The sequence below is a fragment of the Actinoplanes sp. OR16 genome, from assembly GCF_004001265.1.
In the GTDB taxonomy this organism is placed as follows: Bacteria; Actinomycetota; Actinomycetes; order Mycobacteriales; family Micromonosporaceae; genus Actinoplanes.
This window is the reverse complement of sequence record NZ_AP019371.1, coordinates 7,530,118-7,552,280: the sequence shown is the minus strand read 5'-3', so window position 1 is coordinate 7,552,280 and position 22,163 is coordinate 7,530,118. Positions and strand designations below refer to the sequence as shown.

Below are 22,163 nucleotides of genomic sequence, written 5' to 3'. Positions count from 1 at the left end.
GCCCTCGCCGCAGGGCGAGGCCGTCTCAGAGATCATGACCTTCATGGGTACGGGTATCGCACGACTCTCAGCGGGCTTGACGCCGGCCTCGGTCTTCGGCTGCGGGGCCGCGAACGCCGCGCCCGCACCCGTCGAGCCGGCACCGGTGGTCTGGACCGAACCGGCGCGCTACGCGTTCACGCTGACGACCGGCTGCACCAGGGGTTTCTACGAGGCCCGTTACCGGATCACGGTCCGGGAGCGTGACCCGGCCGACGGCCACCCCACCGCCTTCGGGTTCGATCAGGAGGCGATGGCGTACGACGGCGGCACCTGTCATGTCGTCACCGATTATTCAGCCTAGGAAGTCGCGCAGGGTGCCGGCCCGGGCCGGGTGCCGCAGCTTCGACATGGTCTTCATCTCGATCTGCCGGATCCGCTCCCGGGTGACGCCGTAGACCTGGCCGATCTCGTCGAGGGTGTGCGGCACCCCGTCACGCAGCCCGAACCGCAGCCGCACCACGCCCGCTTCCCGCTCGGTCAGCGTCGCCAGGATCGTCTCCAGCTCGTCGCGCAGCAGCGTGAAGCTGACCGCGTCGAGCGCCACCACCGCGTCGGTGTCCTCGATGAAGTCGCCGAAGTGCGAGTCGTTCTCACTGCCGACGTTCTGGTCCAGCGAGATCGGCTCCCGGGCGTGCTGCTGGATCTCCAGGATCTTCTCGGCCGGCAGGTCCATCTCCTTGCCGAGCTCGGCCGGTGTCGCGTCGCGTCCGAGCTGGATCAGCAGCTCGCGCTGCGTACGAAGCAATTTGTTTATCACCTCGACCATGTGGACCGGGATCCGGATGGTGCGGCCCTGGTCGGCGATGGCCCGGCTGATCGCCTGCTTGATCCACCAGGTGGCGTAGGTCGAGAACTTGAAGCCCTTCGTGTAGTCGAACTTCTCGACGGCACGGATCAGGCCGATGTTGCCTTCCTGGATGAGGTCGAGGAACGGCATGTTGCGGCCGGAGTAGCGCTTCGCGATGCTCACGACCAGCCGCAGGTTGGCCCGGAGCAGGTGCGCTTTCGCCGTCTCGCCGTCGCGCGCGACGAACCGCAGGTCGGCGTCGTCCCGCTGGTGAGTGCGGATCAGCTCGGTGGCGTAGAGGCCGGCCTCGATCCGCTTGGCGATCGAGACCTCCTGCTCGGCCGTGAGCAGAGGAACCCGGCCGATCTCGCGCAGGTATGCCTTGACGTTGTCGGTCTGCGGCGAGGCGGGCTCGGCCTGCTCGACCTCGATCTCCTGCTCGTCCTCGTCGAAGGTGTGCGCGGGCGCGATCGTCGTCGTCATAGCTCAACTCCGGGTTGGACTCGGAGGCATCGCACGCAAGGAGAGCGCTGCGGAGAGGCCGTCTGGCTCTGACCATTATAGCTGGTCAACAGTGGTATCTCCGGTGCCGGTCGAGGCCCGGGCGCGCCGTGGCGCACCCGGGCCCGCGGTCAGGCCGGTTCGTATCCGGCGATGTGCAGGGCGAACGCCCGGATCGAGCCGGTATCGGCGTTGGCACGGTCGGTGACGTTCAGGGTCCACGCACCGTCCGCCGGGGAGACACGCAGCGTGCCGAGCGGGTCGTCCGGCTCCCAGGTGCCGGTGAACGGGGCGTTGCTGGAGAGCGCCGCGCTGAACGGCGTCGCCGCCGCGTCGTCGAAGACGACTCCGCACAGGTTGTTGCCGCCGGCGCCGCTGCGGGAGAACAGGGTCGCCGTCTGGCCGCCGGGCGCGGTCAGGGTGGCCACCAGGTCGCCCACGAACGTGTGGTCGATGCCGACGGTCGTCGACGCCGACGTGGTGCTGCACTCGGTGCCGTCGATCGAGAACGTCAGCGCCGACGCGTACCCGACTCCGCTGACGTCGACGACCGCTGACGCGCCTGTCGGGTCGTTGTCGGGGATCGGCACGGGCGGTCCGGCGTACGAGAAATCATTTATCGTCGCCGAAGGCTGACCGGTGGGAACCACCACGGTCGTGGTGATCGGGGACAGGACGCCGGCGAACGTGGCCCGGACCCGCAGCGTCACCGGGCGGCCGAGCGGATACCCGGCGGCCAGGTTCAGCGTGTAGTCGCGGGTCTTCGTCGTGCCCGCCGCGAGGGTGCCGTAGGACCGGGACCGCGGCGTGACGGTGGCCCGCGCGTCGTCGGACTCGACCACGACGCTGACCCCGGTCGCCGTGCCGTCACCGGCGTTCGTGGCCGGCAGCGTCACCGTGGCCTTCTCGCCCGGCTCCAGGTAGTCGTCGCCGTCGCCGGTGGTCGGCGTGATCGTCGGCTCACCGGGCTTGACCAGCGGCTGCGGGGTGGCGCCGGTGTTGCGCAGCAGCAGGTCGGCGCGGATCACGCCGTAGCCGGTGCGGTTGTCGAACCCGGCCGGGGCCAGGTCCAGGGCGGTGCCGGTGAGCGCGGCCCGGATCTCGGCGTTGGTCAGCCCCGGGTTGCCGGAGAGGGCCAGGGCCGCGATCGCCGCGGCGTGCGGCGCCGCCGCCGAGGTGCCGAAGAACGTCTCGAAGCCGGGGACGGTGGTGGAGACGCCGTCGGCCGCGGTGATCTGCGGCTTGTCGCGGACCACACCACCGGTCGCGGTGAAGTTCCCCGGCGTGTACGGCGTGCCGTCCGCCGCGTAGAACAGCCGGCGCGGACCGTCCGAGGTGAACCGTTCCGGCTGCGACTGCCGGGTGTGCACGTTCGGGTACGGGCCGGCCGGGTTCGGCGGGTCGCCGGCCTCCAGGTCGAAGTCGAGCGGCGCGGCGGCCGGGGTCGCGGCGACCGAGAAGGCGTTCTCGGCGGCGCTGTGACCGCGCGTCACCCCGGGCGTGGAGAACGCCGTGAGCCCGTCCGCGGAGTCGGCGAACCGGCCGCGGAACGCGGTGACCTGGAAGTAGCGGTCGGCGCCGGCGAACTTCACCACGGCGAGGCGCTGCCCGGCGCCCGATCCGGTCTGCAGGATCTCGAACGGATCGTCGTCGCCGTTCTGCACGTCCTGGGAGAAGTTCGTGATGTCGCCGGCGGCGTTGAACAGGTACAGGTCGTAGTCGTTCGCCGAGCTGAGCAGCGCGTCCGCCCACCACAGTGTCACGACGCGGCCGGCGCTGCCGGGGGACAGCGGGTTGAACTCCTGGACACCCGTACCGGGATCGAAGTCATGGGCGTCACCGGCGAACTTGCCGACGCCGCGGCCGGAGTCGGCGAAGTCGCCCTCCCAGTTGCCGGACGTGCCGTCGAGGGTGTTGCCCTCGTTGCCGGCCGAGCTGAAGTAGTACGCGCCGTCGGCGGTCACGGCGTTCACCGACTGCGCGATGAGACCGTCCTGGAACGGGCTCTCGTGGAAGTAGATGATGTCGTCGACGATGATGTCGCAGCCGGCCTCGAACCGCAGCGCCCGGATGTTCTCGGCGAAGCTCGCCTCGCTGGTGAACGCCGTCGCGAAGCCGAGCTCCGCGTTCGGGACCAGGTCGTGCAGGATCTCCAGCATCGCGGTGCCCTCGTCGCCGTCACCCTCCTGGCCGGTGAGCACGTCGACGTCGGGCAGGTCGCCGCTCGCCTGCGAGTCGGCGAGCGAGTCGACGCCGTCAGAGAGCGCGCAGACCTTCACGCCGGTGCCGGTCACCTTGTAGCGGGTGCGGGCGGTGTCGGCGGCGTGCGTGCGGTCGCCTTCCGAGGTGACCGAGCCGGCCGCCGCCTTCACCTCGGTCTCGATGCGCGCCGCTTTCGCGACCTTGGACTCCGTGCGGACCGTCTTCGGGTTCTCCTGGTGCCCGCTGATCAGACCGTGCTTCAGGTTGACGCTCTTGACGTCCTTCCAGCCGGCGATCGTGGTGAGCGCGCTGAGCGGCGCCTCGACCAGCACGGTGCCGGTCTCCGGGGACGGGAAGCGGATGCCGGCCCCGAGCGCGCGCAGCCGGTCGAGCAGGGCGTCGTTCACCTTGCCGGCGTGGATCTCGACCTCGGTGGTGCCCTTCGCGGACACCTCGACGCCGGTGTCGAGCTTCGGCAGCGCGCTCTTGTCGCCGCGTTTACGCAGCTCGATCGCGAGGCGGCTGTCGAGCTTCCTCTCGGTGGCGGACAGGGATCTCTTGAGCTTCTGCAGCGCGGCGATCTGGGCGTACGCGCGGTCGTCCGGGTCGACCGGCGCCTTCGCGTTCGCGCCGGGCGCCGTGAGAGCCACCACGGTGGCGGTGACGGTCAGGACGGTTACCAGATGTCTTTTCAATGTGCCCGAGCCCCCCACTGGCATCCATCGATTCGATAGTGATGGATGTTAACGCTCGGGTGATCCTCGGTCGACCGTGCGTCATCGAGGCAGGAGGAACCTCTGCTGCCGGACCCGGTCGATCGCGGCCGGGGTGGACAGTTCGACGCGGTGGTACGGGTTGGCGAGGTAGTGGCACACCGTCCGGTAGACGATCACCGGATCCGATCCGAGCAGCGGCGTCTGCACCACGACGAGCGGGAAGAGGCGCTGCTCCCAGCCGGCCAGCAGGCGCGGCAGGGCATGGATGACGCGGGTTTCCGGGGATGGTCCGGCCTCGACGATCAGAGCCGGCGCCTCGGCGAGGACGGCGGCGCCCACGCCCGTGACCACCGGCCAGGGCGTGAAGCACGTGAACGCGAACCCGTGGTGGTGGACGCCGCCGGGGGTGAGGGTGAGCCGGCCGGGCGGGCGGCGGAACATCACAGTCAGCGGGCTCAGGGTGATCGCCGCCAGCAGCAGGAAGACGACCGTGTAGCCCCAGCCGGCGGACCGCATCGCGACGGCGAACAGGGCGATCGCGGCGGCGGTCAGGACCAGGGCGGCGGCGAGCCAGTAGTAGGCGGCCGTGCGGTAGCGGAACGTCAGCCCCACCGACCCGTCGTCTATCGCTTCGAGGCGCGGCCGGACCGTGCCGCGGACCGGGCGGCGCAGCATCCGGACCGCGACGGCGACATGGCCGAACCAGAGCGTCAGGAACAGCGGGATCAGCGCGCCCGCGACATCGCCGTCGGCGGCGATGACCACCGTGGCGGCGAGGCAGGCGGCGGCGAGCAGTCCGATCAGGGCCATCGCGAACCACGTCGACCGTGGCCGCCGGAACGAGGCCCAGGGAGATCCATCGATGTCTGCCGGCATGGGCCCCAGATTAGTGACCCTGGAAAGTCGCTGGGAACTTCTCGGCGCCCGGCGGCGACTACTGCGTGACCTTCCCGTGGAGCGCCACCGAGACCCGAGGACAGCCGATGGCCGTAAGCCCCGAGATCACCGCGACGATTCCGGACGTCGAGCCGGCGCCGCGCCGCCCGGCGCCCCGGCGCAGCTTCGGCCCGCTGCTGTTGCGGCTGCATTTCTACGCCGGCATCCTCGTGGCGCCGTTCATCCTGGTGGCGGCCGTGACCGGCCTGCTGTTCACCACGGTCCCGACCCTCGACAGGATCGTCTACGCGGACCAGCTGCGGGTCGCTTCCCCGGGCGGCAGCGTGCGGCCAGTCGCCGAGCAGATCGCGGCCGCCCGGGCCACGCATCCCGACGGTGATCTCGTGGCGGTGCGGGTCGGCGAGGGCGACGCCACGACCCAGGTCGACTTCACCTCGCCGTCGCTGTCCGCCGAGTCCGAGCTGGTGCACACGGTCTACGTCGACCCGTACACCGCCGAGGTCAGCGGCCGGCTCACCACCTGGTGGACGGCGACGCCGCTGAACACCTGGCTCGACACCTTTCACCGGGACCTGCACCTGGGCAAGACCGGTGAGCTGTACTCCGAGTTCGCCGCCAGCTGGCTCTGGATCCTCGCCCTCGGCGGCGTGATCCTCTGGTGGCGCCGGCAGCGCGGCAAGCGGATGCTCACCCCCGATCTCAAAGCCGGCAAGGGGGTACGCCGGACCCGCAGCTGGCACGCGGCCACCGGCCTCTGGCTGGCTCTCGGACTCCTCATCCTCTCGGCGACCGGCCTGACCTGGTCCGGCTATGCCGGCGCCAACTTCGGGGCGGCCCTGGACTCCCTGGACGGCAACCGCCCTTACGTCGCCACCGCGCTCTCCTCGGGCGGTCACCACGGTTCCGGTACCGCCGCCGCACCCGTCGATCCGGCAGCCGCCGACACGGTCCTCGCCGGTGCCCGGGAGGCCGGCATCGACGGCCCGGTCGCGATCACCCCGCCGGCCGGAGCGGGCAGCGCCTGGACGGTCACCCAGACCGACACTCTCTGGCCGGTACGCCTGGACAGCGTGGCGGTCGACCCCACCGGAACGATCACCGACCGGGTCGACTTCACCGACTGGCCGTTCCTGGCGAAGCTGACCTCCTGGGGCGTCAACGCCCACATGGGACTGCTCTTCGGCCTCGCCAACCAGCTCATCCTGGCGGCCCTCGCCATCGGCCTGATCACCGTGATCGTCTGGGGTTACCGGATGTGGTGGCAGCGCCGCCCCACCCGGGCCGACCGCCGGGCCGTGGTCGGTGCCGCACCGGCCCGTGGCGCCTGGCAGCAGCTGCCCACCTGGGGAATCGTCGTCGGCGTCCCGGTCGTCTTCGGGCTGGCCTGGGCGCTGCCGCTGTTCGGGATCCCCCTTGCCGTCTTCCTGGTGTTCGACGCCGTGCTCGGCGCGGTACGCCGCCGAAAAGATCCAGAAATTTCCTGATCTCGGGAACTTTGTCGGGTCGGCGACGGACCAATGGCTGACGCTCGCTTCTACGGATGGACTTCCATGCGAATCAGCCTTACCGCCGCTGCCGTACTCGCCGGAGTTCTCGCGATGGGGACCGCCGGCGGGTGCGGTAGCGGTGCCACCGACGATCCGGATCCGCAGCCCGCGCCGTCGGCTGCCGTGCTGACGGTCAAGGACCCCTGGGTCAAGGCGGCGAAGGCCGGGACCATGACCGCCGCCTTCGGTGTGCTGGTCAACAACACCGGCGCCGACGTGACGATCACCGGGGCGGAGTCGCCGGCCTCGCCGCTGGAGCTGCACGAGATGGCCGTCAAGGACGGGAAGATGGTCATGCGGCCCAAGGAGGGCGGCTTCGTGGTCGCGGCCGGCGCCAGCCATGAGCTCGCGCCGGGCGGGGACCACCTCATGCTGATGAAGCCGGCCGCGGCCATCGAGGCCGGTGACGAGGTGACGTTCACGCTGAAACTCGCCGACGGCGGCAGCGTGCCGTTCACCGCGATCGCCAAGCCGTTCGTCGGCGCCGAGGAGAGCTACGACCCCGGTATGGAGATGCCGTGACGGTGAGCAGGCGTTCCCTGCTGGCCGGGGGAGCGGTGGCCGGGATGGGAGTGGCCGGGCTGGGAGTGGTCGGCAGCGGGGCTCCGGCGTACGCGGAAGGGAATGTCGGCGCCGCCTCGGTGGGCTTTCACGGACCGCGGCAGGCCGGGATCGCCGAAGATCCGCCGGCGCACGCCTCGTTCGTCGCGTTCACCCTGGCGAAAGGTACCGACCGCACGGCGCTCGGACGGATGCTGCGGCTGCTCAGCGACGACGCGTCCCGGCTCACCCGGGGCGTGTCGGCGCTCGGCGACACCGACGGGACGTTGGCCGTGCTGCCGGCGCGGCTGACGGTGACGTTCGGATTCGGACCGGGGCTCTACCGTGCGGCGGGGCTGCCCTCACCCGTGGCCGACCTGCCGTCGTTCAGGATCGACCGGTTGCAGGACCGCTGGTCCGGCGGTGATCTGCTGCTGCAGATCTGCGCCGACGATCCGCTCACGGTCGCCCACTGCCAGCGGATGATGATCAAGGATGGCCGGCCGTTCGGCACGGTGCGGTGGGTGCAGCAGGGCTTCCGGCGCAGTCCCGGGGTGCAGGCGCCGGAGCACACCCAGCGCAACGTGCTCGGCCAGCTCGACGGGACGGCGAACCCGCGTGGTGCGGAGATCGAGCCGGCGGTGTGGAATCCGGACGGCTCGACCACCCTCGTCGTCCGCCGGATCCGCGCCGAGATCGAGGCCTGGGACAAGCTGTCGGTCGCGGACAAGGAGAACGCGGCCGGCCGGCGGATGGCGACCGGCGCGCCGCTGAGCGGGGTGAACGAGCACGACGAGCCGGACTTCGCCGCGATGGACGAGCACGGGCTGCCGGCGATGCCGGACTTCTCGCACGTCACCCGGGCACGCACCGGCGACCCTCGTCAGAAGATCCTGCGGCGGCCGTACAACTACGACGGCGTGCCCGACGCCCGGGGGATCCCCGATGCGGGACTGATCTTCGCGTCCTACCAGCGCGACGTCGTCGAGCAGTACCTGCCGATCCAGCGGCGGCTCGCCGAGAAGGACCTGCTCAACGAGTGGATCACGCCGATCGGGTCGGCGGTCTTCGCGGTGCCGCCGGGCTGCGCCGAGGGCGGCTGGATCGGCGAGCGGCTGCTGGGCTGAGCTCTGCCTTTCGGCCGACCCGGCGCGGCTGATCTCCGTCGCGAAGCCGATCCCGGGGTGCCGGCGGCGACCTACGATCGACCCTCGTGATGATCATGTGGGCGCTGCCGGCGGGCTTCCTGCTGGGCTTCCTGGACTTCGTCTGGATCAAGTACGTGCCGTTCCCGCTCGCCGATCTGGGCAACTCGCTCGGCACCTGGGCGGTCGCCGCGTTCCTGCTGACGTACCTGCGGCGGTGGCGGATGCCGGTGGCGGTGACCGGCGCGGTCGTCTGCCTGGTGGTGGCGGTGCCGAGCTACTACCTGGCGGCGGCCCTGATCCAGAACGACGACTGGAGCAACCTCTACAACACCGTCGCGCTGCTCTGGATGGGGTTCGGGGTGGTCGCCGGGGTGGTGTTCGGCGCCGGTGGGGTGCTGGCCCGTACCGACGGGTTGCTGCGCCTGCCGGCGCTGGCCCTGCCCGCGGCGGTGCTGTTCGCCGAGAGTGTGGTCGAGCTGCTGCGGCCGGAGAGTGAACCGGCGTTCGCCGCGGTGACGGCGGCGCTGGGGCTGCTCGTGACGGTGCTGCTGGTGCGAGGGTGGCGCGAGCGGGCGCTGGTCCTGCTGTGGTCGGTGCCGCTCACCGCCGCCGGGTGGGTGATGCTGACGGTGGCCGGCTTCCGCTGACGACTACGGCATCGGACGTCCGTACCGGCTGGCCGGGCAGCACGAAGACGACGTCGGCGGCCTGCACGTGCTCGCCGGGGAGGGGCGCGCAGGCGAGGATCGCGGGCGGGCGGGCGGCCGGGCCGAGGCCGGAGTTCCGGCGTATGTGAGCGCGCGGGGCTTCCGGCGTACCGGATCAAAGGCCGGGCAGATGGGGTGCCAGCACCCGGTCGATGCGGCGTGCCAGCCACGGGCCCAGTTCGCCGTCGCCGTCGATCGCCCAGGTCAGCTGGGCGCCGGCGTAGACGGCGTAGACGGTGTCGGCGAGTTCGGCCGGGTCGACGCCGCGCACCCCGGCCTCCCGGATCAGCTCGGTTAGGTGTGCGCGCAGGGCCCGGCTCTGCTTCACCGAGTGTTCGCGCAGGTCCTCGTCGGTGAGGTCCAGTTGCAGGAAGGCCAGGTTGTTGGCCAGCCCTTCCCGGGTCGTGACCGGCGCGGTGAACGCGACCAGGCCGTCGCGCAGCGCTTCGAGCGGGCTCGCACCGGCGGCGCGGCGATCGTCGAAGACGGCGGCGACCGAGCCGGCCTCCCGGGTGGCGAAGGCGATCAGCAGCCCCCGCTTCGAGCCGAACCGCTGGGTCAGCGCGGGCGGTGTCAGCCCGGCGCGGCGGGCGACCGCGGCCAGCGTCAGGCCGGCCGGTCCCGCCTCGGTGACGGTCTGCGCCACCGCCTCGAAGACCTCGTCGTCGCTGACCGATCGTGGACGTCCCGTCATGCCGTCATCCTAGAGACCCGATTTACTTTCTGTACGTTCATAAAGTAATCTCCGGCCATGGCTCTACTCCTGCTCTGCGCCGCTCAAGCGATGCTGATCATCGACGTGGTGGTCGTCAACGTGGCGATCCCGGCGATCCGCGCCGACCTCGGCATCCCCGACGAGCGACTGGTCCTGATCTCGATCGCGTACACCCTGACCTTCGGCAGCCTGCTCATCGCCTCCGGGAGAGCGGGCGATCTCCTGGGCCGCAGGCGCCTTTTCCTGTACGGGCTGACACTCTTCACCCTTGCCTCGCTCGCCACCGGTTTCGCCCAGACCGGATGGCAGCTCCTGGCCGCGCGTGCCGCCCAGGGCATCGGCGCGGCGATGGCGGCCCCGGCCGCGCTCGCGCTGCTCACCAGCACGTTCGCGGAGGGCCCGCGGCGGAACCGGGCACTCGGCTGGTGGGCCGCCGTCGGCTCGGCCGGTGCCATCGGCGGCCAGCTGCTCGGCGGACTGATCACGAGCACCCTCGGATGGCGCTGGATCTTCCTGATCAACGTTCCGGTCGGCATCGCCGTGATCGTTCTCGGACGCCGCCGTCTCGCCGAGAGCCGGGCGCCCCGGCCGGCGTCACCGGACCTGTGTGGTGCGGTCCTGCTGGCCGCGGGTCTGGCCTCCGGGATCCTCGCGCTGACCGGGTACACGCTGCTGAGCATCCCCGCCGTCCTGCTGCTCGTCGCGTTCGTGCTGGTGGAGCGGCGGCACCCGGAGCCGATCGTGGACGGCGCGCTGCTGCGCACCGCCTCGATCGGGCCGGCCAACGTGCTGCTCTTCGTCAACGCTGGGACGCTCGGCGCCGCCCTGTTCTTCACGACCATGTACCTGCAGGAGATCCTCGGTCATCCGGCCGCCGCGGTGGGGCTGGCCTTCGCACCGGTCACCCTCGTCGTGCTGCTGATCTCGCCGCGCGTGGCCTCCCTGGTCTCCCGTTTCGGCGTGCGCCCGCTGCTGGCCGCCGGCTTCGTGCTGCTGGCGGCGGGCATGCTGTGGCTGGCCCGGATGCCCGCCGCCGGCAGCTATCCGCGCGATGTGCTCGGGCCTCTTCTGCTGCTGGCCGCCGGTAGCGGGCTGTCCTACGCCCCCACCTTCGTCGCCGGCACCACCGGTGTCCCTGACGATCGGCACGGAGTGGCGTCGGGGCTGCTCAACTCGGCGCAGGAGCTGGGGTCGGCGGCGGGCCTGGCAGTCTTCGGCACGCTGGCGGCGGCGGTCGGGGCCGGTTCGGCGCACGGTTATCGAGCAGGCCTGCTGTGTGCTGCCGCGGCGATGGTGCTCTGCCTGCCGGTGATCCGGGTCCTGCCTGCCCGGCCCCCTGGCCCCGGGTCAGCAGACGGCCAGCAGGACTCCCTCGCCGTTGGTGGCCGCTGAGCGGTAGAACTCCCGCAGCGTGCGGAAGTGTGCCAGCACGGAGTCGATGTCCGTGGAGGACCAGCCCTCGGGGTAGATCTCGGCGGCGTCCAGGGCTGCCGGGTCGAAACGGGATCTCAGGGATCGCTCGTCCAGGGCGGACAGCGCCCGCGCGATCGCCTGGACCTCGTCGGGGACGAGATAGCGCGGCGGGCCGTAGCCGCCGTCCTCGCCGATCTCCGTGCCGCCCAGCACCGCCGCGCCGGCCGGGGTGTCGCCCAGCGACCAGGCGGTGCCGGTCAGCAGGTAGTGCACGGCGTGCCAGGACTTGTCGAGATCGAGCTCGGGCTCCGGCATCTCGGCATCGTCGTCGTCGAGGTCGCCGTAGAGGATCGACTCCACGGCGGACGGATCGTCCAGTAGTTTCTGCAGCGCGGCGCCGGACAGCCGGTGGCCTATCAGTTCCATCCCCACGACGCGATTCCACCACGGGGGTACGACAAGATTTATCGTCGTGGGTGTGGAGAAACGGCGACCGACCCTCGCTGACGTGGCGCGCGTGGCCGGGGTGTCGCGGGCTACGGCGTCGCGGGCGATCAACGGGGCGTACGGCAGTTCGGCGGAGACACGGGATCACGTCCGGCGGGTCGCGGCCCGCCTCGGGTTCGAACCGCATCCGGTGGCGCAGGCGCTCGCCACCGGCGGCCGGCCCGGCTCGGTGTCGCAGGCCCTCGCCGGCGGCGAGGGCGGCCGGCCCGGTTCGCGGGAGCGGATCGAGATTCTGATCGTGGACCCGGATCCGGAGGCGCTGAGCGCCAAGCCGTTCTACGGGCGGGTGATGACCGGGGCGCTGCGAGCGCTCGGCGATGCGGAGATCTCGCTGTCGGTGCGCCGGGTCGCGACGCCGCCGGTCCGGGATGACGACCCTCCGTTCGGGCGGCTGCTGATCAACATGCCGGGCGCGGTGGGCGGCCGGTGCCGGACCGTGTCGCTGGGGCGGTCGGCGCCGGGGATCAGCTATGTCGCACCGGACAATCACGACGGTGGCCTGCAGGCGGCACGGCATCTGATCGCCGGCGGGCGGAGACGGATCGGCGCGGTGTTCGGGCCGGCCACGCCGTGTGCCGAGGAACGCAAGGCCGGGTTCCTGCAGGGCGCGGACGCGGCGGTGGTGTCCGTCGACGGGGACTTCACCCGCGGCCGGGCCTATGCGGCCACGTGGGAGCTGCTCGGGCGGGCGCCTCGCCTCGACGCGGTGTTCGCGGCCTGCGATGTCAGCGCCATGGGGGTGCTGCAGGCGCTGCGGGAGTCGGGGCGGCGGGTGCCCGACGACGTCGCCGTGGTCGGGTTCGACGGTAGTGCGCTGGCCGAGGCGGCTGACCTGTCGTCGGTGTACATGCCGGTCGAGGAGGAGGCCGCGGCGGCGGTGCGGCATCTGCTGGATCCGGGGTCGCCGCTGGCCGGGCGGCTGCCGACGGCGTTGCGGGTGCGCGGCTCCAGCTGACCGGCGGTCCTCGCAGTCCCCGGAACGGCACGGTCCTGCCTCGATCGGGGTCACGCACCCTTCCGGGACGCTGAGCCGATCGTACGATCGGGGCATGGTGAGTGTTTCGTTACAGGATGTCCGGGACGCGGCCGCCAGGATCGAGGGGGTGGCGCACCGCACCCCGGTGGTCCGGTCCCGCACGCTCGACGCGCTGGTCGGCGCCGAAGTCTTCCTCAAGGCCGAGAACCTGCAGCGGATCGGGGCGTTCAAGTTCCGCGGCGCCTACCACGCGATGTCCCGGCTCTCCGGGGCGCAGCTGGCGCGGGGCATCGTCACCTACTCGTCCGGCAACCATGCTCAGGCCGTCGCGCTCGCCGCCCGGGACCTCGGCAGCACCGCCGTCATCGTGATGCCCGAGGACACTCCGGCCTCCAAGATCGACGCGGTGCGGGGGTACGGGGCCGAGATCATCACGTATGACCGGTACACCGGGGACCGCGAGAAGCTGGGCCGTGACCTGGCCGAGGAACGAGGGCTGGCGCTGATCCCGCCCTACGACCACCCGGACGTCATCGCCGGACAGGGCACGGCCACCCTCGAACTGCTCGAGATGGCCGGTGAGCTGGACGTCCTCGTCGTTCCGGTGGGCGGCGGCGGGCTGATCGCCGGCAGCGCCACCGCGGCCAAGGGGATGCAGCCGGGCATCCGGGTGATCGGCGTCGAGCCGGCGGCCGGTGACGATACGAAACGGTCCCTCGAAGCCGGGGAGCGGGTCCGGATCGAGGTGCCGCGCACGATCGCCGACGGGCAGGCGGCCCCGACCCCGGGGGAGATCACGTTCGCGATCAACAAGGAGCTGGTCGACGAGATCGTCCTGGTGACCGACGACGAACTGCGGGACGCGCTGCGGTTCGCCGTCGACCGGCTGAAGCTGGTCCTGGAGCCCAGCGGGGCGTCCGGGCTGGCCGCGCTGCTGTCCGGCCGGGTGGCCACGCGGCCCTACCTGCGCATCGGGGTGATCCTCTCCGGCGGCAACATCGGCGCGGCCCGGCTGGCCCAGCTGCTGGCGAGCGAGGGTCAGTGAGGGCTGGTGCGGACCGGAGGGGCGGCCAGGCCGTCGAACCAGGTCGCTTCGCGGACGGCGTCGAGGATGCGCTGCCGGCCGGCCGCGTCCTGGCGGTCGATGAAGAGCACGCCGTCGAGATGGTCGGTCTCGTGCTGCATGCAGCGGGCCAGGATGCCGTCGCCGACGACCTGCACCGGGTCGCCGTGCTTCGTGTAGCCCTTGGCCAGGACGTTCTTGCGGCGGCGGGTGTCCAGGTAGATGCCGGGGATGGACAGGCAGCCTTCGTACCCGTCCTGGAACTCCTCGTCGGGGAACTCCAGGACCGGGTTGACCAGGTGGTCGAGCTTGCGGTCGTTGCCGGGCAGCTCCGGGGCGATCGCGAAGACCCGCAGGCTCACGCCGATCTGCGGCGCGGCCAGGCCGGCGCCCCGGCTCGCCGCGAGGGTCTCGTTCAGGTCCTTGACGAGACGGTCCAGTTCGGCGTCGAAATCGGTCACCTCGGCCGCGGGCTTGCGCAGCACCGGGTCGCCGACCTTGCGGATGTCCACCACAGTCATGCATCGATTGTCTCCTGCCGCCGCGGTGGGGGAGGAGGGGGCCGGTGATCCTCCGATCGGCCACGGTGGAGGACGCCGGCGCGCTGGCTGTCGTGCAGACGCGCACCTCGCAGGCGGCCTATCGGGGGATCATGCCGCAGGAGCACCTCGACCGCCTCGATCCGGATCGGCGCCGGCGGGTGTGGCGGGAACTGATCGCGTCCGATCGGCCTCCCGCGGGCACCCTGGTGCTGGAACACCCGGACGACGGCGTGATCGGGTTCGTCACCGTGGCGGTCACCGAGGCGCCGGAACGGGTGGGCGAGGTCCGGGCCGTCTACGTCCTGCCGGAGCATTGGGGTTCGGGGGCCGGGCGGCTGCTGATGGACGCCGGTCTGCGGCGGCTCGGCGAGGCCGGTTACCGCGAGGTGGTCCTGTGGGTGCTGGAGGGCAACGTGCGGGCCCGGCGCTTCTACGAGGCCGGCGGCTGGCGGGCTGACGGGGCGTCGACGACGGACGACTCGCGAGGTGTGCCGCTGGTGACGATCCGCTATCGGCGGTGAGCGGCCTATGCTCGGGCCATGGCGAAGCGATCGACGGGTTTCGCTGTCATCGCAGGGGTGTACGCCGTGGCCGGGCTCGCCGGGTGGGCCGTCATGGCCGATACCCCGATCTCACTAGAAATCACCTTTTATGCGGACATCGTCGCCACGATCGTCGTCTTCGCCGGCAGCATGATCGTGAACAACGCCAGCGTCTACGACCCGTACTGGAGTGTGGCGCCGGCGGTGATCGTCATCGTGTGGGCAGCGGGCGATCTCGGAGCACGCGAGATCGCCGTCCTCGTGCTGATGCTCATCTGGGCGATCCGGCTGACCGCGAACTGGGCGCTGTCCTGGCGCGGGCTCGGCCACGAGGACTGGCGGTACACGCGGCTGCGGTCGGCCGGGACGCCGTGGTGGCTGGTCAACCTGGTCGGGATCCAGCTCGTGCCGACCCTCGTGGTGTTCGGCGGTCTGCTGCCGGTCTGGCCCGCGATGACCGTGACCGGCCGGTCGTTCCACGCCCTCGACGTCGTCGCCGTGCTGGTCACCGCCGGGGCGATCCTCATCGAGGCGACCGCGGACCGGCAGCTGCACCGGTTCGCGCGGGAGCCGGGCAACCGGGGGCGGATCGTGGATCGGGGGCTGTGGCGCTACTCCCGGCATCCCAACTACCTCGGCGAGATCCTGTTCTGGTGGGGGATGTGGCTGTTCGGCGTGGCCGCCGCGCCGGACCGGTGGTGGACGGTCATCGGGCCGGTCGTCGTGGTGCTGTTGTTCCTGTTCGTGAGCGTGCCGATGATGGACCGCCGGTCGCTGGAGCGCCGCCCCGCGTACGCCGAGTACATGCGGCGCGTCCCGGCGCTGCTACCGGCAAAATGGATCGATCGAGGCGTATGACCTCTGCTAGGAACCAGTGGTGCCCGAACGCCGCCGCCTCGCCGCCCTCGCCTGTGCCCTCGCCGTCGACATGTTCGGCAGTGGACTGTTCCTGCCGGTTTCGCTGCTCTATTTCACCGAGGTCGCGGACCTGCCGCTGAGCACGGCCGGCCTGCTGCTGAGCGCGGCCGCGATCGCGTCGCTGCCGGTCCCGATGATCGTCGGCCACGTCGCGCACCGATTCCGTTCCCTCGATCGTGTGGTGCTTGCGCAGGTGATGCAGGGCGCGGCATTTCTCCTGTACGGGTGGCAGCACACCGCCGCCGGAGTCCTCGCCGTGGCCACGCTGGCCTCGATCGGCCAGCGGTTGTTCTGGTCGTCGTTCTTCGCGGTGCTGGCCGGCCTGGCGGCGCCCGGGGAGGACCGGCGCACGACCGACCGCCGGTTCGCCGTGGCCGGGATGATCCAGATGGCCGCGACCGGGGTGGGCACGCTGCTCGGCGGCCTGGTCGTGGTGTACGGCTGGTACGAGCCGGTCATCTACCTGAACGCGGCGAGCTTCCTGCTCTCCGCGGTGTTGCTGCTGCTCGTGCCCCGGGATCGGCGGGCGCCGGCCGTGGCGGTGCCGGCCGGAGGCTACCGGGCGATGCTGCGCGACCGGCCCTACCTGCTGCTGATCGCGGTGAACACGATCTTCGCCCTGTGCAGCGTCTTCGTCGGCGTGGCGGTGCCGGTCTACCTGGTCGACGGCCTGCCCGCCCCGGACTGGCTGGTCGGGCCGCTGCTGGCGGCCACCACCGTGCTGCTCGCCTCCGGTCAGGCCCTCGCCGTACGGCTGGTCCGCCCGCTGTCCCGCTCCCGTGGCCTGGCCCTGTCCGGCGGACTGTGGGTGATCTGGGCTCTGATCTTCGCGGCCGCGGTGCGGGTCCCTTCCGGCATCCTGGTGGCGTACCTGCTCGCCGGCATGGTCTTCTTCGCGGCCGCCGACCTGATCCACGCGCCGCTGTCGAACGCGCTGTCGGCGGCGGCCGCCCCGCCCGGGCAGCGGGACCGCTACCTGGCCGTCTACCAGTACTGTTTCGCGTTCGCCGGCATCCTGGCGCCGGGCTTCTTCACAGTCCTGTACGCCCGCGGTCCGGCCGTGCCCTGGCTGGCGCTCGCCGCGGTGGCCGCCGCCGGGACCGTGGGCATGCATCTGCTGGACCGGCCGCTGACCGCGCGGGAGAAGTCGGCGGCCGACGTCGGGGGATAGCGCTTGCGGGTGACTGTGCGGGCCGGACCGCGGGTCGCTGTGTCACCGTGGCGCGATGGTTCTGGGTGGGCGATACGAGCTGCGGCGGCTTCTCGGGCGCGGCGGCACGGCCGAGGTGTGGCGGGGATTCGACCGGCGGCTGGGGCGGACCGTCGCCGTGAAGGTTCTGCGGCAGGGCCGGCCGGTGCGGTTCGAACGGGAGGCGCGGACCGTCGCGAAGCTTGCCCATCCGTCGATCGTGGCCGTCCACGATGCCGGGTCCGACCAGGGGCTCCGCTATCTCGTGATGGAGCTCGTCGACGGGGAGAGCCTGGCGCAGCGCCTCGACGGGGGTCCGTTGCCGATCGCCGAGGTGGTGCGGGTCGGGGTGCGGGTGTGTGCGGCACTGGAGGTGGCCGCCGCAGCCGGGGTGGTGCACCGCGACGTGAAACCGGGGAACATCCTGCTCACCGGCGACGGCGAGGTGAAGGTGTGCGATTTCGGTCTGGCGCGGGCCGTGGGCAGTGCCGGGTCGGCGGGGATGAGCGGGACCAGCGGCTACATGGCGCCGGAACAGGTGACCGGGGATGTCGTTGATTCACGCACCGATCTGTACGGGCTGGGCTGTGTGCTCTACGCGATGGTCACCGGGCACCCGCCGTTCCGTGGCGACAGCCCCTGGGAGCACCTGGAGGAGACGCCGGTCCCGGTGCCGGAACTCCGGGACGGGGTGCCGGAGCGGCTGGATTCGCTGATCCGGAGGTTGACGGCGCGGTATCCGGCCGATCGCCCGTCCACCCCGGGGGAGGTCAGGGCCGCGCTGGAAAGGGTGGGCGACGGTCTGGAAGGGACGGACGATGCTGCGTCGCCGCAGCGGCGCAGCGGCCGGCGATCTTGGATCAGGCCGGTTCTGGTGGCGACGGGATCGGCACTGGCCGTCGCGGTCGGATGTGTGCTGATCATGGCTGAAGGGCCGGGAGGGCCGGGGTCACGAGAGTCTGGCGCGCGAGAGTCTGGGGCGCGAGAGCCCGGCGCGCCGCAGTTCGGGGCGCGAGAGCCCGGGCCGGCCGAATCCGGGTCGCGGTTCGCGCCGGCTACGACCAGCCCCGCCTCCCCGGTGCGGCCCACGGTGATCGTTGTCGAGTCGAAGAGGCCTGTCGTTCCGCAGACGGCGCCCGCTGACTGCCGGCCGGGGCGGGAGCAGCGGATCGATGACGATGCGCGACCGGGGCGGGAAGGGTGCTCCGACGCTGCTGCGTCCGCACGGGAGGGGCGGCGCGGTGGGGGGTGACGCCGAGAGCTGAGGTGCCGGCGTCATGGGAAAGAGGGGTAAGCGGGAGGGAAGCGCTCAGCGTGCCCGGACGGGGGTGCGGAGCGGGAGGCGCTGGCCCAGCAGGATGCCGGTGAAGACCAGGGTGAGGCCGAGGATCTGGCGCGGGGTCAGGGTCTCGCCGGCGATCAGGACGCCGAGCAGGACGCCGGTGACCGGGTTGAGCAGGCCGATCAGGCCGACCGTGCCGGCGCTGAGGTGACGCAGGCCGGTGAACCACGCGGCGAAGGCCAGGGCCGTGGCGACGACGGTGACGTAGGCGAACGCGGTCAGCTGGGTGCCGTCCAGAGCAGGTGGCGGGCCCTCGACCGTGACCGCCGCGGCGACCAGCATCAGGCCGCCCGCGATGAGCTGCCAGGACGTCAGGGAGAAGACGTCGATGCCGGAGCTCCACTTCTTCGCCAGGATGTAGCCGAACGACGACATCACCATGGCCGCCACCGAGGCGAGGACGCCGTGGAGGTTCACCGCCACCGGGCCGGTCAGCAGCATGAGGCAGACACCGGCGACGCCGATCGCGGCGCCGGCCAGATGCAGGGTCTGCGGGCGCTCGGACAGGGTGAGCCAGGCGAAGAGCATCAGCACGACCGGGGACGTCGCCATGATCGTGGAGGCGATGCTGGTCGGCAGGGTCTGCGCGGCCAGGTAGATCAGGGCGAAGAACGCGCCCATGTTGAGCGTGCCGAGCACCAGCGACTTCCACCACCAGTCGCCGGTCGGCAGCCGGCGCCGGACCAGGAGCAGCAGCAGGCCGGCGGGCAGGGCGCGCAGTGCGGCGCCGTAGAGCGGGTAGTCGGCCGGAAGGTACTGGTGGGTCACGTAGTAGGTGGTGCCCCACGCGATCGGCGCGACGGCGGTGATGAGGACCCAGCGAACAGTAGCTTCCATGGAAGCTAATATAGCTTCCGAGGAAGGTATATAGTCAACGGGTGACCGACGACCACGTTGCCCGGATCCAGCAGGAATGGGCACGCGAACGACCCGACCTCGACGTGACGCCGCAGGGCGTGATCGGGCGGCTGCACCGGCTCAGCGCGCACCTGACCGAGCAGCTGTGTGTGGTCTACCGCCGATTCGGGCTCGGTGAGGGCGAATTCGACGTCCTCGCCGCGCTGCGCCGGGCCGGCGAGCCGTTCGAACGCGCGCCGGGGGAACTGGCCGCGTTCACCATGGTCACCACCGGGGCGATGACCAAACGGATCGACCGGCTCGAACGCGACGGCCTGGTGGCCCGCCGGCCGAGCGCCTCCGACGGGCGCGGCCGGGTCGTGGCGCTCACGGCAGCCGGGCGGGAACTGATCGACCAGGCCTTCACCGAGCACATGCGCAACGAGCGGCGGCTGCTCGACGACCTGGCGCCGGAGGACGCGGCCGCCCTGGAAGTGTTGCTGACCAGGTGGCTGGCGCGCTTCGAACTATGATTCGGCCAGTGGACCGCATCGCTCTCATCTCCGACGTGCACGGCAACCTCACCGCCCTCGAAGCCGTCCTCGCCGACATCGACGCCCGTGGCATCACCCGGATCGTCAACCTCGGCGACTACGTCGGGAAAGGACCCCGCGGCCGCGAGGTGATCGACGTCTGCCGGGAGCGGTGCGAGGTCAACATCCTCGGCAACTGGGACGACTTCCTCCCCGACCCGGCCCGGGTCATCGACAGCGAAGGCCTGGCCTGGTGGCTGGCGCAGCTCGGCGAGGGCCAGGGAGAGTGGCTGCGCTCCCGGCCGTTCAGCCACGATCTGCTGATCAGCGGCCGGTGGCTGCGGCTCTTCCACGCCTCGCCGGTCAGCGTGCACCACCGGGTCCGGTTCGACCACGACGAGCAGCAGTTCCTGGGCATGTTCGCGAACACGCCGGCGACCGGGGACGGGCCGGCGCCGACCGTCGTCGGATACGGCGACACCCACGATCCGTTCTACGAGGTGGCCGGTCGCGGACTCACCCTGTTCAACACCGGCAGCGTCGGCAACGCGATGGACGACCCCACCCCGGTCTACGTGATCGTCGAAGGCGTTCTCGACGCGCTCGAACCAGCGCCGTTCGGGGTGCAGTTCGTGCGGGTGCCGTACGACGCCGAGGCGGAGATCGCGGTCGCCGAGGCGATGGGGATGCCGGAGCTGGACGGCTATGTCGCGGAACTGCGGCACGGCGTCTATCGGGGTGCGGTGAACGGGCCGCGGTATCACCGGGCGGAATCGCGCGGGGCTCGTAAGGTCATCCGGTGAACGTCTACGACCTCGTCGGCCGGCTGCCCTCGATTCCGGTGCTGCGTGACCGGTGCCGGGCCCTGGCCGTCCTGGAGTCGATCCAGGGCACCGGATACGAGTATTACCGCTACACCGCCTGGGGCGACGACGAAGCAGCGCTGATGAGCAACGGCGGCGGCGACGAGTACACCATCGTCTTCGGCGAGGCGGGCGCGTTCATCCGGCTGTTCGACCACGAGTCCGCGATGTCGCCCTATGCCGCCGACGACATGGCGCTCTGGCCGGGACTGCTCGACGGGCTGCCGCCGGAGTTCGCCGACCACCTCACCGAGCCGGCGTTCTGCGACGGCGACGACCTGATCGCGACCGCGGTGCTGTGGCGGCGGACCACCGACGACCGCTGGCACGCCGGCGCCGGCATCACGTTCCCGCCGTCCCGCGGCCCCTACGACATCAGCCCGGACGGCACCGACCGGCTCGGCATCCTGTGCGACGACATCGTCGATGAGTACGTCGACTTCGCCGGTGACTACTACGAGACCGAGATCGACCGGGACGCGGTGGCGCACGTCGCGGCGCTGCGGCCGCTCACCGACGACGTGGTCCGGGCGCTGAACCCGGAGTCGAGCCTCGCTGCGGTCCGGAAAGAGGTGGCCGCGACCGGCTACCCGATCGCGCCGGCGGCCGGCTGACGCCGTCCGGGCTGACGGCGGAGCAGCGTAAATGGATTTACCGGGGCAGGACGGGCGTGCGAGGGTTCGCTGCCGTTCGCGCCCACCGGCCGGGCGGCGCATCCGTACCCCATCACGACAGGGCATGACACCACAGATGAGTATCTCCACGATCGCCGCCGAGGACGCCGACCGCTGCCGCCGTGCGCTCACCGACGAGCAGGCCGCCAGCCTCGCCGCGACAGCCGGTTGGGCGCATGTCGACAAGGACCAGGTCCACCGCGACTGGCACGACCTGTACGGCGAGATCGCCGCCGCCATCACCGCCGGCGCCCAGCCGAGCGCCGAGGCGGTGCAGGAGCTGATCGTCCGGCATCACGCCGTCGTCAGCCGGTTCTACATCCCGAGCATGGACGCCTACCTCGGGATGGCCCTGCTCTACGCCGAGGACGAGGGCATGCGCACCTGGCACACGTCATACCATCCGGAGATGGTCGAGTTCCTCGGTACGGCGATGCGGCACTACACCGACATTCGCCGCTGATCCGGCGCCGGGCCGGCCGCGGTCACCGCTGCGGCGAGGCTCAGCGTGTGCTCCTCAGCGCCTCAAGATCGATGACTCGTCGCCCCAGCTCTCGATGATCGGGGTGAGGATTGTTCTTGAGAGCGCGATAGGCGAAGTTGAGCCAGCCGTCGAGCCGGTCATGCTCCACGAGGATCGATTCGGCTTCGCCGGCAGTGACCGTGGCTTGCCGGTGAAGAGCGGATGCCAGTCGTCCTTCGGTGCGATCCACCAGCACCGGTGCCCACGCGAACGACCAGCGGTACCACCATCCCTCAGTGCCGAACGGCGGCACCCGCTCCAGGTCGGAGATCGCGACGACCGTCTCGTTCAGCGCCGCGGAACGGCTCGTCTCGGGCCCGCGTCCGCCGGTGTCGGCGAGCACGGTGAAGACATCGAGATCCGACCTCTCCGTCGCGACGCCCCTACCCGCCGAGCCGGAGAGGACCAGGCCCACGAAATCCTCAGGCGCCGACCGGCT

Annotated in this window: 23 protein-coding genes and 1 pseudogene; 16 read left to right on the top strand and 8 right to left on the bottom strand. The window is 71.3% G+C overall.

Features of this window, described 5'->3' with window-relative positions; genetic code table 11:
- Nucleotides 1-43: 43 nt before the first annotated feature.
- Nucleotides 44-343 (top strand): hypothetical protein, encoded by a 300-nt coding sequence (locus EP757_RS34845; RefSeq protein WP_127552633.1) that lies wholly within the window; start codon nucleotides 44-46, stop codon nucleotides 341-343.
- Here the strand turns inward: EP757_RS34845 and rpoD are convergent.
- The 3 genes and pseudogenes from rpoD to EP757_RS34830 all read right to left on the bottom strand — a co-directional run.
- Nucleotides 335-1,222, bottom strand: a pseudogene (gene rpoD / locus EP757_RS34840) (RNA polymerase sigma factor RpoD); the annotation flags it as partial. The gene EP757_RS34845 and the pseudogene rpoD overlap by 9 nt on opposite strands.
- 239 nt (nucleotides 1,223-1,461) lie before the next feature.
- On the bottom strand, nucleotides 1,462-4,251 hold the full coding sequence (locus EP757_RS34835) for a S8 family serine peptidase (RefSeq protein ID WP_127552631.1): 2,790 nt from the start codon (nucleotides 4,249-4,251) through the stop codon (nucleotides 1,462-1,464).
- Nucleotides 4,252-4,308: 57 nt separating this feature from the next.
- Nucleotides 4,309-5,124 carry a hypothetical protein gene (locus tag EP757_RS34830; RefSeq protein WP_127552630.1) on the bottom strand — a complete coding sequence of 272 codons (816 nt, stop codon included), beginning with the start codon at nucleotides 5,122-5,124 and terminating at the stop codon, nucleotides 4,309-4,311.
- A gap of 107 nt (nucleotides 5,125-5,231) precedes the next feature.
- Here EP757_RS34830 and EP757_RS34825 point away from each other — a divergent pair, with 107 nt between their 5' ends.
- The 4 genes from EP757_RS34825 (at nucleotide 5,232) to EP757_RS34810 (ending at nucleotide 9,027) form a co-directional block, all read left to right on the top strand.
- Complete coding sequence (locus EP757_RS34825; protein WP_127552629.1) at nucleotides 5,232-6,629, top strand: PepSY domain-containing protein; 1,398 nt, start codon at nucleotides 5,232-5,234, stop codon at nucleotides 6,627-6,629.
- Between the two features lie 66 nt (nucleotides 6,630-6,695).
- Entirely contained in the window at nucleotides 6,696-7,214 is a 519-nt protein-coding gene (locus EP757_RS34820; RefSeq protein WP_232050159.1) for a copper chaperone PCu(A)C, read from the top strand.
- Nucleotides 7,215-7,216: 2 nt separating this feature from the next.
- Nucleotides 7,217-8,359: a Dyp-type peroxidase gene (locus tag EP757_RS34815; RefSeq protein ID WP_370457876.1), complete on the top strand. Its 1,143-nt coding sequence runs from the start codon at nucleotides 7,217-7,219 to the stop codon at nucleotides 8,357-8,359.
- Between the two features lie 86 nt (nucleotides 8,360-8,445).
- Nucleotides 8,446-9,027, top strand: coding sequence for a DUF6518 family protein (locus EP757_RS34810; RefSeq protein WP_370457726.1), 582 nt, complete (start codon nucleotides 8,446-8,448; stop codon nucleotides 9,025-9,027).
- Nucleotides 9,028-9,202: 175 nt separating this feature from the next.
- Here EP757_RS34810 and EP757_RS34805 read toward each other — a convergent pair whose 3' ends face one another.
- Nucleotides 9,203-9,781: a TetR/AcrR family transcriptional regulator gene (locus EP757_RS34805; RefSeq protein ID WP_127552627.1), complete on the bottom strand. Its 579-nt coding sequence runs from the start codon at nucleotides 9,779-9,781 to the stop codon at nucleotides 9,203-9,205.
- 57 nt (nucleotides 9,782-9,838) lie between these two features.
- On the opposite strand from EP757_RS34805, the gene EP757_RS34800 reads away from it, so the two are divergent.
- Nucleotides 9,839-11,194, top strand: coding sequence for an MFS transporter (locus EP757_RS34800; RefSeq protein WP_127552626.1), 1,356 nt, complete (start codon nucleotides 9,839-9,841; stop codon nucleotides 11,192-11,194).
- On the opposite strand, the gene EP757_RS34795 is transcribed toward EP757_RS34800, so the two are convergent.
- Nucleotides 11,150-11,641: a YfbM family protein gene (locus EP757_RS34795; protein ID WP_127554586.1), complete on the bottom strand. Its 492-nt coding sequence runs from the start codon at nucleotides 11,639-11,641 to the stop codon at nucleotides 11,150-11,152. The two genes, EP757_RS34800 and EP757_RS34795, sit on opposite strands and share 45 nt — an antisense overlap.
- 52 nt (nucleotides 11,642-11,693) lie before the next feature.
- Here EP757_RS34795 and EP757_RS34790 point away from each other — a divergent pair, with 52 nt between their 5' ends.
- On the top strand, nucleotides 11,694-12,677 hold the full coding sequence (locus EP757_RS34790) for a LacI family DNA-binding transcriptional regulator (protein ID WP_127552625.1): 984 nt from the start codon (nucleotides 11,694-11,696) through the stop codon (nucleotides 12,675-12,677).
- 94 nt (nucleotides 12,678-12,771) lie between these two features.
- Nucleotides 12,772-13,743, top strand: a complete 972-nt coding sequence (locus EP757_RS34785; RefSeq protein ID WP_127552624.1) for a pyridoxal-phosphate dependent enzyme — start codon at nucleotides 12,772-12,774, stop codon at nucleotides 13,741-13,743.
- On the opposite strand, the gene def is transcribed toward EP757_RS34785, so the two are convergent.
- Nucleotides 13,737-14,282 (bottom strand): peptide deformylase, encoded by a 546-nt coding sequence (def, locus tag EP757_RS34780; RefSeq protein WP_127552623.1) that lies wholly within the window; start codon nucleotides 14,280-14,282, stop codon nucleotides 13,737-13,739. The genes EP757_RS34785 and def overlap by 7 nt on opposite strands.
- Before the next feature lie 44 nt (nucleotides 14,283-14,326).
- On the opposite strand from def, the gene EP757_RS34775 reads away from it, so the two are divergent.
- The 4 genes from EP757_RS34775 to EP757_RS34760 are packed head-to-tail and all read left to right on the top strand — an operon-like array spanning nucleotide 14,327 to nucleotide 18,204.
- Nucleotides 14,327-14,824, top strand: a complete 498-nt coding sequence (locus tag EP757_RS34775; RefSeq protein WP_160165977.1) for a GNAT family N-acetyltransferase — start codon at nucleotides 14,327-14,329, stop codon at nucleotides 14,822-14,824.
- A gap of 18 nt (nucleotides 14,825-14,842) precedes the next feature.
- Nucleotides 14,843-15,703 carry a DUF1295 domain-containing protein gene (locus EP757_RS34770; protein WP_127552621.1) on the top strand — a complete coding sequence of 287 codons (861 nt, stop codon included), beginning with the start codon at nucleotides 14,843-14,845 and terminating at the stop codon, nucleotides 15,701-15,703.
- A gap of 19 nt (nucleotides 15,704-15,722) precedes the next feature.
- On the top strand, nucleotides 15,723-16,934 hold the full coding sequence (locus EP757_RS34765) for an MFS transporter (protein WP_127552620.1): 1,212 nt from the start codon (nucleotides 15,723-15,725) through the stop codon (nucleotides 16,932-16,934).
- Nucleotides 16,935-16,989: 55 nt separating this feature from the next.
- Nucleotides 16,990-18,204 (top strand): serine/threonine-protein kinase, encoded by a 1,215-nt coding sequence (locus tag EP757_RS34760; protein ID WP_127552619.1) that lies wholly within the window; start codon nucleotides 16,990-16,992, stop codon nucleotides 18,202-18,204.
- Nucleotides 18,205-18,261: 57 nt separating this feature from the next.
- Here EP757_RS34760 and EP757_RS34755 read toward each other — a convergent pair whose 3' ends face one another.
- A complete protein-coding gene (locus EP757_RS34755) occupies nucleotides 18,262-19,131 on the bottom strand; it encodes a DMT family transporter (protein ID WP_127552618.1) in 870 nt (289 codons plus the stop codon).
- A gap of 41 nt (nucleotides 19,132-19,172) precedes the next feature.
- Between EP757_RS34755 and EP757_RS34750 the strand changes: the two genes are divergently transcribed.
- The 4 genes from EP757_RS34750 to EP757_RS34735 all read left to right on the top strand — a co-directional run bounded on the left by EP757_RS34750 (nucleotide 19,173) and on the right by EP757_RS34735 (nucleotide 21,664).
- Complete coding sequence (locus EP757_RS34750) at nucleotides 19,173-19,664, top strand: MarR family winged helix-turn-helix transcriptional regulator (protein ID WP_127552617.1); 492 nt, start codon at nucleotides 19,173-19,175, stop codon at nucleotides 19,662-19,664.
- An 8-nt stretch (nucleotides 19,665-19,672) separates the two neighbouring features.
- A complete protein-coding gene (locus EP757_RS34745) occupies nucleotides 19,673-20,467 on the top strand; it encodes a metallophosphoesterase (protein ID WP_232050158.1) in 795 nt (264 codons plus the stop codon).
- Nucleotides 20,464-21,141 (top strand): hypothetical protein, encoded by a 678-nt coding sequence (locus tag EP757_RS34740; protein WP_127552615.1) that lies wholly within the window; start codon nucleotides 20,464-20,466, stop codon nucleotides 21,139-21,141. The genes EP757_RS34745 and EP757_RS34740 overlap by 4 nt, the downstream gene beginning before the upstream one ends.
- 136 nt (nucleotides 21,142-21,277) lie before the next feature.
- The gene (locus EP757_RS34735; RefSeq protein WP_127552614.1) at nucleotides 21,278-21,664 is read left to right on the top strand and encodes a TipAS antibiotic-recognition domain-containing protein; all 387 of its coding nucleotides are present in this window, start codon (nucleotides 21,278-21,280) and stop codon (nucleotides 21,662-21,664) included.
- A 40-nt stretch (nucleotides 21,665-21,704) separates the two neighbouring features.
- On the opposite strand, the gene EP757_RS34730 is transcribed toward EP757_RS34735, so the two are convergent.
- Complete coding sequence (locus tag EP757_RS34730; protein ID WP_127552613.1) at nucleotides 21,705-22,139, bottom strand: nucleotidyltransferase domain-containing protein; 435 nt, start codon at nucleotides 22,137-22,139, stop codon at nucleotides 21,705-21,707.
- Nucleotides 22,140-22,163: the final 24 nt, after the last annotated feature.

Bases quoted from the DNA above. Each gene is read 5' to 3' on its own strand.
- EP757_RS34845 (WP_127552633.1), top strand. From the start codon at position 44: ATGGGTACGGGTATCGCACGACTCTCAGCGGGCTTGACGCCGGCCTCG.
- EP757_RS34835 (WP_127552631.1), bottom strand. From the start codon at position 4,251: ATGCCAGTGGGGGGCTCGGGCACATTGAAAAGACATCTGGTAACCGTC.
- EP757_RS34830 (WP_127552630.1), bottom strand. From the start codon at position 5,124: ATGCCGGCAGACATCGATGGATCTCCCTGGGCCTCGTTCCGGCGGCCA.
- EP757_RS34825 (WP_127552629.1), top strand. From the start codon at position 5,232: ATGGCCGTAAGCCCCGAGATCACCGCGACGATTCCGGACGTCGAGCCG.
- EP757_RS34820 (WP_232050159.1), top strand. From the start codon at position 6,696: ATGCGAATCAGCCTTACCGCCGCTGCCGTACTCGCCGGAGTTCTCGCG.
- EP757_RS34805 (WP_127552627.1), bottom strand. From the start codon at position 9,781: ATGACGGGACGTCCACGATCGGTCAGCGACGACGAGGTCTTCGAGGCG.
- EP757_RS34800 (WP_127552626.1), top strand. From the start codon at position 9,839: ATGGCTCTACTCCTGCTCTGCGCCGCTCAAGCGATGCTGATCATCGAC.
- EP757_RS34795 (WP_127554586.1), bottom strand. From the start codon at position 11,641: ATGGAACTGATAGGCCACCGGCTGTCCGGCGCCGCGCTGCAGAAACTA.
- EP757_RS34785 (WP_127552624.1), top strand. From the start codon at position 12,772: ATGGTGAGTGTTTCGTTACAGGATGTCCGGGACGCGGCCGCCAGGATC.
- def (WP_127552623.1), bottom strand. From the start codon at position 14,282: ATGACTGTGGTGGACATCCGCAAGGTCGGCGACCCGGTGCTGCGCAAG.
- EP757_RS34770 (WP_127552621.1), top strand. From the start codon at position 14,843: ATGGCGAAGCGATCGACGGGTTTCGCTGTCATCGCAGGGGTGTACGCC.
- EP757_RS34760 (WP_127552619.1), top strand. From the start codon at position 16,990: ATGGTTCTGGGTGGGCGATACGAGCTGCGGCGGCTTCTCGGGCGCGGC.
- EP757_RS34755 (WP_127552618.1), bottom strand. From the start codon at position 19,131: ATGGAAGCTACTGTTCGCTGGGTCCTCATCACCGCCGTCGCGCCGATC.
- EP757_RS34735 (WP_127552614.1), top strand. From the start codon at position 21,278: ATGAGTATCTCCACGATCGCCGCCGAGGACGCCGACCGCTGCCGCCGT.